Source organism: Phreatobacter sp. (genome assembly GCF_052440005.1).
GTDB lineage: Bacteria > Pseudomonadota > Alphaproteobacteria > Rhizobiales > Phreatobacteraceae > Phreatobacter.
On sequence record NZ_JBQVQL010000138.1, the window covers coordinates 1 to 8,291 of the forward strand.

At 70.4% G+C, this 8,291-nt stretch carries 10 protein-coding genes; 9 read left to right on the forward strand and 1 reads right to left on the reverse strand.

The genetic code is table 11. From position 1 onward, the window contains the following. The 8 genes from phnH to ACT6XY_RS21625 all read left to right on the forward strand — a co-directional run. Positions 1–423, forward strand: a 423-nt coding sequence (phnH, locus tag ACT6XY_RS21590) for a phosphonate C-P lyase system protein PhnH (protein ID WP_444750367.1), incomplete at its 5' end; no start/stop codon positions are given. A 3-nt stretch (positions 424–426) separates the two neighbouring features. Further along, positions 427–1,533 carry a carbon-phosphorus lyase complex subunit PhnI gene (locus ACT6XY_RS21595; RefSeq protein ID WP_444750368.1) on the forward strand — a complete coding sequence of 369 codons (1,107 nt, stop codon included), beginning with the start codon at positions 427–429 and terminating at the stop codon, positions 1,531–1,533. Beyond that, entirely contained in the window at positions 1,530–2,432 is a 903-nt protein-coding gene (locus ACT6XY_RS21600; RefSeq protein WP_444750369.1) for an alpha-D-ribose 1-methylphosphonate 5-phosphate C-P-lyase PhnJ, read from the forward strand. Before ACT6XY_RS21595 ends, ACT6XY_RS21600 begins: the two co-directional genes overlap by 4 nt. After that, positions 2,429–3,214: a phosphonate C-P lyase system protein PhnK gene (phnK, locus tag ACT6XY_RS21605; RefSeq protein WP_444750370.1), complete on the forward strand. Its 786-nt coding sequence runs from the start codon at positions 2,429–2,431 to the stop codon at positions 3,212–3,214. Before ACT6XY_RS21600 ends, phnK begins: the two co-directional genes overlap by 4 nt. Positions 3,215–3,221: 7 nt before the next feature. Next, positions 3,222–3,926 (forward strand): phosphonate C-P lyase system protein PhnL, encoded by a 705-nt coding sequence (phnL, locus tag ACT6XY_RS21610; protein WP_444750371.1) that lies wholly within the window; start codon positions 3,222–3,224, stop codon positions 3,924–3,926. A gap of 8 nt (positions 3,927–3,934) precedes the next feature. Continuing rightward, the gene (locus tag ACT6XY_RS21615; RefSeq protein WP_444750372.1) at positions 3,935–5,092 is read left to right on the forward strand and encodes an alpha-D-ribose 1-methylphosphonate 5-triphosphate diphosphatase; all 1,158 of its coding nucleotides are present in this window, start codon (positions 3,935–3,937) and stop codon (positions 5,090–5,092) included. 1 nt (position 5,093) lies between these two features. Beyond that, positions 5,094–5,702, forward strand: a complete 609-nt coding sequence (gene phnN / locus ACT6XY_RS21620; protein WP_444750373.1) for a phosphonate metabolism protein/1,5-bisphosphokinase (PRPP-forming) PhnN — start codon at positions 5,094–5,096, stop codon at positions 5,700–5,702. A gap of 69 nt (positions 5,703–5,771) precedes the next feature. Next, entirely contained in the window at positions 5,772–6,500 is a 729-nt protein-coding gene (locus ACT6XY_RS21625) for an FkbM family methyltransferase (RefSeq protein ID WP_444750374.1), read from the forward strand. 52 nt (positions 6,501–6,552) lie between these two features. Here the strand turns inward: ACT6XY_RS21625 and ACT6XY_RS21630 are convergent, their stop codons facing one another. Beyond that, positions 6,553–7,890: an esterase-like activity of phytase family protein gene (locus tag ACT6XY_RS21630; RefSeq protein ID WP_444750375.1), complete on the reverse strand. Its 1,338-nt coding sequence runs from the start codon at positions 7,888–7,890 to the stop codon at positions 6,553–6,555. Positions 7,891–8,049: 159 nt separating this feature from the next. Here ACT6XY_RS21630 and ACT6XY_RS21635 point away from each other — a divergent pair. Next, on the forward strand, positions 8,050–8,291 hold a 242-nt coding region (locus ACT6XY_RS21635), incomplete at its 3' end, for a hypothetical protein (protein ID WP_444750376.1).

Sequence of the window (8,291 nt, forward strand, 5' to 3'; positions counted from 1 at the left end):
ACCCCGCTCTGGCTCGACGGCCCGCTCGCCGCCGCGCCGGACGTCGCCGCCTGGCTCGCCTTCCATACCGGCGCCCGCATCGGCGCGGCGCCCTCGCAGGCCGCCTTCGCGCTGGTCGCGGATGCAGCCGCCCTGCCCGACCTCGCTGTCTTTGCCCAGGGCACGGACGTCTATCCGGATCGCTCCACGACGCTGATCGTGCAGGTGGAGGCACTCTCCGGGGCCGCCGCCCGCCTCCGCCTCGCCGGCCCCGGCATTTCCGGCCACGCCACCCTTTCGATCACCGGCCTGCCGGCCGACATCGTGGACCGCCTCGCGGCCAACCATGCCCTCTTCCCGCGTGGGATCGACCTCGTCCTCGCCGGCCCCGAGGGCGTCGCCGCCCTCCCCCGCACCACCCGCGTCACCTTGTCGGAGGCCTGATCCATGTATGTGGCCGTCAAGGGCGGCGAGCGCGCCATCGACAACGCCCACCGCCTCCTCGCCCACGCACGGCGCGGCGACCCGGCGGTGCCCGAGGTCGCGCCCGCCCAGATCCGCGAACAGCTCACCCTCGCGGTCGACCGGGTGATGACCGAAGGCTCGCTCTACGACCGCGACCTCGCCGCCATCGCCATCAAGCAGGCGCGCGGCGATCTCGTCGAGGCGGCCTTCCTCGTCCGCGCCTTCCGCACAACCTTGCCCCGCTTCGGCGCGACGACCCCCATCGACACCGGCGCCATGCAGGTGGCACGCCGCGTCTCCGCGACCTTCAAGGACATTCCCGGCGGGCAGGTGCTGGGGCCGACCTTCGACTACACCCACCGCCTCGTCGATTTCCTGCTCGAGGCGGGGGTCGAGGTGCCCGAGCCCGCCCGTGCCCCCGCCGACGAGACGGCGATGCCGCGCGTCACGGACCTCCTCGGCCATGACGACCTCATCGAGCGCAACCCGCCGGGCGACCCGGACGCGCCGGTGCCGGACCTCACCCGCGAGCCCCTGGACCTCCCCGCCGGCCGCGACCTGCGGCTGCAGAACCTCGCCCGCGGCGACGAGGGCTTCATTCTCGCGCTTGGCTATTCGACCCAGCGCGGCTTCGGCCGCACCCACCCCTTCGCCGGCGAGATCCGCCTCGGCGAGGTGGAGGTGGAACTCTTCTCCGAGGATCTGGGCTTCGCGGTCCCCCTCGGCGACATCACCGTCACCGAGTGCCAGATGGTCAACCAGTTCAAGGGGTCGACCACCGAACCGGCGCGCTTCACCCGCGGCTACGGCCTCGCCTTCGGCCATTGCGAGCGCAAGACCATGGGCATGGCTCTGGTCGACCGGGCGCTGCGCGCCGGTGAACTCGGCGAGGAGGTGAAAGCTCCCGCCCAGGACGAGGAATTCGTGCTGATGCATTCGGACAATGTCCAGGCGACCGGCTTCGTCGAGCACCTGAAACTGCCGCACTACGTCGACTTCCAGGCCGAACTCGGCCTCATCCGGCAGATGCGCCGGGAGATCGCCGGGCGGCAGGTGGGCGACGCGCCCCTGAAGGAGGCCGCGGAATGACCATCCACCAGACCGCCTCCGGCTACAACTTCGCCTATCTCGACGAGCAGACGAAGCGGATGATCCGCCGCGCCATCCTCAAGGCCATCGCCATTCCCGGCTATCAGGTGCCATTCGCCTCGCGCGAAATGCCCATGCCCTATGGCTGGGGCACGGGCGGCGTTCAGGTCACGGCGGCGATCCTCGGTGCCGACGACCGTCTCAAGGTGATCGATCAGGGCGCCGACGACACCACCAACGCCGTCTCCATCCGCAAGTTCTTCGAGAAGACGTCGGGCGTGGAGACGACGACCCACACCGCCGACGCGACCATCATCCAGACGCGCCATCGCATCCCCGAGAAGACGCTGACGGCCGACCAGGTCCTTGTCTACCAGGTGCCGATCCCCGAGCCGCTGCGCTTCCTCGAGCCGCGCGAGACCGAGACGCGCGTCATGCACGCCCTCGAGGACTATGGGCTCATGCACGTGAAGCTCTACGAGGACATCGCCACCCACGGCCACATCGCCACCACCTACGCCTATCCGGTCAAGGTCGAGGACCGCTACGTGATGGACCCCTCGCCGACGCCGAAATTCGACAATCCGAAGATGAACGACTGCGCCGCCCTGCAGCTCTTCGGCGCCGGCCGCGAGAAGCGCATCTACGCCCTGCCGCCCCATACCAAGGTCGTCTCCCTCGATTTCGACGACCACCCCTTCGAGCCGACCAAGTTCGACCACGCCTGCGCCCTCTGCGGCGCCACCCATACCTATCTCGACGAGGTCATCACCGACGACGCGGGGGGCCGCATGTTCGTCTGCTCGGACACCGACCATTGCGAGGAGCGGCGGGCCGAGGGCCACCGCGGCGAGCTTCTCGGCGAGGCCCCGGCGGCGATCGCGGGAGCGGCGGAATGAGCGCCCTGACCGACACCCCCCTCCTCACCGCCGAGAGCCTGACGAAGTTCTACGGGGCCCGCATCGGCTGCCGCGACGTCGGCTTCGAGCTCTATCCCGGCGAGGTCCTCGCCGTGGTGGGCGAATCCGGTTCCGGCAAGTCGACGCTCCTGAAGCTGCTCTCCGGTCAGCTCGAACCCTCGGACGGGCGCGTGCTCTACCGCATGCGCGACGGCGTCACCCGCGACATCCTCACCCTCTCCGAGGCCGAGCGGCGGTTTCTCTTCCGCACCGACTGGGGCTTCGTCCACCAGCATGCCGAACAGGGCCTGCGCATGGGCGTCTCGGCCGGCGCGAATGTCGGCGAGCGGCTGATGGCGGTCGGCTGGCGGCACTACGGCAAGATCCGTGAGGAGGCCGAGACCTGGCTGGAGCGCGTCGAGATCGACCCGGACCGCATCGACGACCGTCCCACCGCCTATTCGGGCGGCATGCGCCAGCGCCTGCAGATCGCCCGCAACCTCGTCACCGCCCCGCGCCTCGTCTTCATGGACGAACCGACCGGCGGCCTCGACGTCTCGGTCCAGGCGCGCCTTCTCGACCTCGTGCGCGGCCTCGTCGCCGATCTCGGCCTCGCCGCCGTCGTCGTCACCCACGACCTCGCGGTCGCCCGCCTGCTGTCGCACCGCATCCTCGTGATGAAGGACGGCCGCGCCATCGAGACCGGCCTCACCGACCAGGTGCTGGACGATCCGCGCGAGCCCTATACCCAGCTCCTCGTCTCCTCCATCCTGCAGCCGTGAGACGGACATGACCGCGCCCCTCCTCTCTCTCGACAGCCTGGCCAAGAGCTTCACCATGCACCTGCAGGGCGGGCTGGTGATCCCGGTCGTCTCGGGCATCTCGCTCGACGTCGCGCCCGGCGAATGCGTCGTGCTCGGCGGCCCCTCCGGCGCGGGCAAGTCGTCGATCCTGAAGATGATCTACGGCAATTACCGCGCCGATGCCGGGGCCATCCACGTGGTGGACGGGTCCGAGACCGTGGACGTCGCCACCGCAGCCCCGCGCCGCGTCATGGCGCTCAGGCGCACCACCATCGGCTATGTCTCGCAGTTCCTGCGCGTCATCCCGCGCGTTCCGGCCCTCGCCGTCGTGGCGGAAGCCGCGACCGCCTTCGGCCTCGCCCGTGACGAGGCGGAGGCGCGCGCCCGCCGCCTCCTCACGCTGCTCAACGTGCCCGAGCGGCTCTGGTCGCTGCCCCCCGCGACCTTCTCGGGGGGCGAACAGCAGCGGGTGAACATTGCCCGCGGCTTCATCGCCGACCATCCGCTGCTGCTTCTGGACGAACCGACGGCTTCCCTCGACGCGCGGAATCGCGCAGCGGTGGTCGACCTGATCGAGACGAAGAAGGCCGCCGGCACCGCCATCGTCGGCATTTTCCACGACGACGACGTCCGCGAGCGGGTCGCCACCCGCATCGTCGACGTCACGCGCTTCGCTGCGAGCGCCGCATGAGGACGACCATGAAAGCCCGGGACGACATCGGATCGCTGACACTCTTCTCCCGCCGGGTGATTCTCGCCGACCGCGAGATCGCCGCAACCGTGGTGGTGGAGGACGGCGTCATCACTGCGGTCGAAGCGGACACCCAGCGGTCGGATTCCGCCGACCTCGGCGAGGACCTTCTCATCCCCGGGCTCGTCGAACTCCACACCGATCACCTCGAGCCCCACTACCAGCCACGCCCCAAGGTGCACTGGGACCCGCTCTCGGCCGTCTTCGCCTATGACGCGCAGATCGCCGCCTCCGGCATCACCACCGTCTTCGACAGCCTGCGCATCGGCTCCGACGACGACCGGCCGACCACGGCCGACGGCCTGCTCGACCTGTCCGAGGCTATCGAGACGGCGAAGGGGACGGGCCTGCTGCGCTCCGACCACCACACGCACCTGCGCTGCGAGATTCCCTCCCGCGGCGTGGTCGAGGAGGCGGAGAGCTATCTCGCCCGTTTCGACGTGCGCCTCATGTCGCTGATGGACCACACGCCGGGCCAGCGCCAGTTCCGCGACGAGGAGAAGCTGCGCACCTATTACCGCGGCAAGACCGGCCTGTCGGAGAGCGACCTCGACCGGCTCTTCGCCAACCGTCGCGCCCGCGCCGACGAGATCGGCGAGCCGAACAAGCGGGGCCTCGTGGCCCTCGCCCACCGCTCCGGCATCGCCCTCGCCAGCCACGACGACACGCTGGAGGATCATGTCGCCGAATCCGTCGCCGACCGGGTGTCCATCGCCGAGTTCCCGACCACGGTCGAGGCGGCGCGCGCCTCCCATGCCGCCGGCATCTCGGTGCTCATGGGCGCGCCCAACGTGGTGCGCGGCGGCTCGCATTCAGGCAACGTCTCGGCCGTGGAACTGGCCGGCGCTGGCGTCCTCGACATCCTTTCGTCCGACTATGTGCCGATCAGCCTGATACACGGCGCCTTTGGCCTCGCCGGCGTGCCGGCCATGGGCGGCCTTGCGGGCGCCATCCAGACCGTGACGCTGAAGCCTGCTCTCGCCACCGGAATGACCGACCGCGGCGAGATCGCGACCGGCAAGCGTGCTGATCTCGTCCGCGTCGCCCTGGTCGGCGACAAGCCCGTCGTGCGCGAGGTCTGGCGCACGGGCCGCAGGATCGCCTGACATGGCGCCGGGGCTGCGCGGCGAGGGACGGCCGGTGGCCGAACAGAGGCCGATCGGGCCGGGCCGGCTGGTGCTCGTCGTGGGACCGAGCGGCGCCGGCAAGGACACGCTCATCGCCGCCGCGCGCAGCCGGCTCGCGAGCGACGAGGCCGTGCTCTTCCCGCGCCGCATCGTCACCCGGCCGGCCTCCGCGGCGGAAGACAATGTGGAGGCGGACGAGGCGACCTTCGCGCGCATCGCCGAGGCCGGCGGCTTCGCCCTCACCTGGTCGGCCCACGGCCACCGCTACGGCATTCCCGCCGTCGTCGACCACGCGGTCTATGGCGGCCGCACCGCCGTGTGCAACGTCTCGCGCGAGGTCCTGGCGGCCGCCCGCCAGCGCTACCGGAACGTCACGGTGGTCGAGGTCACGGCCCCGCCCGAGGTGCTGCAGGCCCGCGTCGCCGCCCGCTCGCGCGCCTCTGACGGCGACGCGGCCGCGCGCGTCGTGCGCCAGGTGTCCGCCCCGGTCGACCCCGACGTGGTCATCATCAACGACGGCGAAATCGAACCCGCCGCCGACCGGCTGCTCGCGGTCATCGCGGGGGCGAGCCGCTCGAACCTTCTCTGACGGCATCGCCGCACCGTTGACGAAATCGTGATAGGACGACGGCCGACCTCATCGCCAGGAGCCGCGCCCGTGAGTCGCTACGTCGCCCGCATTCCCATGTCCCTCGCCTGCCCCGAGCCGATGGAGGCGGCGATCCGCCACGTCCTGGAGGGAGAGTACGAGGCGGATTATGACGGCGTCGGCCTCGACATCCTCGACATCGGCGCCAATGTCGGCTCCTTCGCGCTCTGGTCCTCGGCCCGCTGGCCGGGCAGCCACGTGCGCTCCTTCGAGCCCCATCCCGGCACTTTCGAGTTCCTGAAGCAGAACACCGCCGGCCGCCGCGACATCACCATCGTCAATGCCGCGCTCTTTCCCGGCGGCCAGACGAAGGCGACCTTCCACAGCCGTTTCGCCGGCGACGGCGAATCCGGGCTCGCCGCCTATTCCGGCGACACCTTCGCCGAGGGCACGCTGGTCGAGACCTACGAGGTCGACGTGGTCGACCCGGCGTCCCTTCCCTCCGCCGACGTCGTCAAGATCGACATCGAGGGCGGCGAGGGCGAGGTCCTCTCCCATCTCGACCTGTCGCGCACCTCGCTCGTCCTGCTCGAGTTCCAGAACCGGAAGAACCGCGAGCAGATCCGTGCGACGCTCGCCGCCGATTTCGATCTCCTCCACGACGAGGAATTCCTCTGGGACGACCTGCTCGGCTACCAGGGCTACCGGCAGGACCTGAGGGGCGACGCCTGGGGCCGCATCTTCGCCGTCCGCCGCAACATCACGCGCATGACGAAGACCGCCCCGCTCTCCGCCTGAAACGCGAAAGGCCCGGCCGAAGCCGGGCCTCCGATCGCGGTGAAAGCGGCCCTCAGCGGGCGCGCAGGAATTCCGGCACGCGCAGCAGCACCATCTCGTTGCCGTCGGCCCTGTTGGGGTCCCGGCTGGACGAGAAGGGCAGGTTGTTGTCGTTGCCGACGATGATGTGGTCGGCGTCGACCACGTCGACGTTCTCGATGGTGAAGAACGGCATCTGGAAGTGGCCGCCCGACAGCGGCACCCGCGAGCGGTTGTTGGGATCGCGGATCGCCAGGAGGTCGATGAAGCCGATCTTGCGCACCGCGCCGCCGGCATTGGCATCCGTCATCTCGATCTTCCAGATGCGCTTGATGCGCGGCAGGGCGTGAAAGCAGGTCTCGGCGCGCTGGCCGGCCGGGCAGGCCCGCTCGGCCACGCCCTCGTTGTCGTCGCGCTCGATGATGAGACCGGTCGTGGCGTCGATCATGTTGAAGTCGCCGATCGACAGGCCGTTGGCGTCGAGCACGTACTTCCAGTGGCGGCCGGTGTAGCGGCCGGCGGCGACGTCGAACTCGAGGATGCGCAGGTATTCGCGCCCGTTCACCTGCTCGAGGGCCCGCGTGGCGGGATCCCAGAGCGCGCCTTCCAGCAGCGGGTAGAGGAAGCGCCCGTCGGGCGAGGCCGCCATGCCCTCGAAGCCCTTCGAGCGGCGGACGCGGAAGTCCACGGCCCCGCCGGGAACGGCAGGCGTCGTGACGGCGGGATGGTCGGGCGAGCGGGCGACCTCACCGTCGACCATGGTCTCGAAGATCGCCTCGATCTTGCCGGTCATGTCGGCGCGAATGAGATAGGGGCCGAACTCCTCGCCGATCCAGATCTTGCCGCCGATGATCTGGAAGCTCTCGGGATCGAAGTCGGCGCCCGTCAGGTAGCGGCGCTCCGTCGCTTCGTTGGCGATGCGGAACGGCACCTTCTTGTCCGGGTCGGAGAGGAACACGGTGGCGATGCGCTCCATCGTCCCCTTCTCGAAATCCATGCGGTAGTGGCTGAGGAAGAGCATGGCGTCGGGCGAGTTGCGCTTGTTGCCGAAGCCGTTGTCGGTCAGCACCCAATAGGTGCCGTCCGCCATGCGGCGGATGCCGGAATGGCCCTGCACCGGCTGGCCGCGGAAGGGCACCGACAGGCCGGTGGGCCGGCCGGCGGAGCGGCCCATGACGGTGCCGAGGGCATCGACCCGCGCGGCGCCGGTGAACTTGCCGGAGATCTGCAGGTCGGCCGGCGCGTCTGCCGGCGGGGCGATGAAGGTGTCGGCGGGCAGGATGGCGTGACCGGCCAGCGACGCGGGGAATTCCGCATCGGCGAGGGCGGGGGTCGCGGCCATCAGGCCGGTGAGCAGAACGAGAGCGCGCATGGGAACTCCTCGCGGGTGGGTGACGCGGCCCTTCTGCCCACCCTCCGTGACGCAGCGCCGACAGCGTGACGACGGCCCGATGACGGAAGGGCAGGCCTCGCGTCGCGCCCGGCTCCGCCTGCTCTCGACACCGCACGCCGGGCATCCCACAAAGGGGCCATGAGCCGTTCCTCCTCCCTCCTGCCCGTCGAGACCGTGGACACCTGCATCGTCGGGGCCGATCCCGGCGGCCTCTCCCTCGCCATGACCCTGGCCGCGGCCGGCACGTCCGTCGCCGTCGTGCTACCGCCGGGCGTGGGTCCGACCCTCCAGGAACTGGCGCTGCGCCTTGCCGTCCTGCGCACGGCGACGGCAGGCGACCGACCGCGGGCCTGGCCCGACGTGCAGCGTCTGGTCGCGGC

Bases quoted from the DNA above. Each gene is read 5' to 3' on its own strand.
- phnN (WP_444750373.1), top strand. From the start codon at position 5,094: ATGGCGCCGGGGCTGCGCGGCGAGGGACGGCCGGTGGCCGAACAGAGG.
- phnK (WP_444750370.1), top strand. From the start codon at position 2,429: ATGAGCGCCCTGACCGACACCCCCCTCCTCACCGCCGAGAGCCTGACG.
- ACT6XY_RS21630 (WP_444750375.1), bottom strand. From the start codon at position 7,890: ATGCGCGCTCTCGTTCTGCTCACCGGCCTGATGGCCGCGACCCCCGCC.
- ACT6XY_RS21615 (WP_444750372.1), top strand. From the start codon at position 3,935: ATGAAAGCCCGGGACGACATCGGATCGCTGACACTCTTCTCCCGCCGG.
- phnL (WP_444750371.1), top strand. From the start codon at position 3,222: ATGACCGCGCCCCTCCTCTCTCTCGACAGCCTGGCCAAGAGCTTCACC.
- ACT6XY_RS21595 (WP_444750368.1), top strand. From the start codon at position 427: ATGTATGTGGCCGTCAAGGGCGGCGAGCGCGCCATCGACAACGCCCAC.
- ACT6XY_RS21600 (WP_444750369.1), top strand. From the start codon at position 1,530: ATGACCATCCACCAGACCGCCTCCGGCTACAACTTCGCCTATCTCGAC.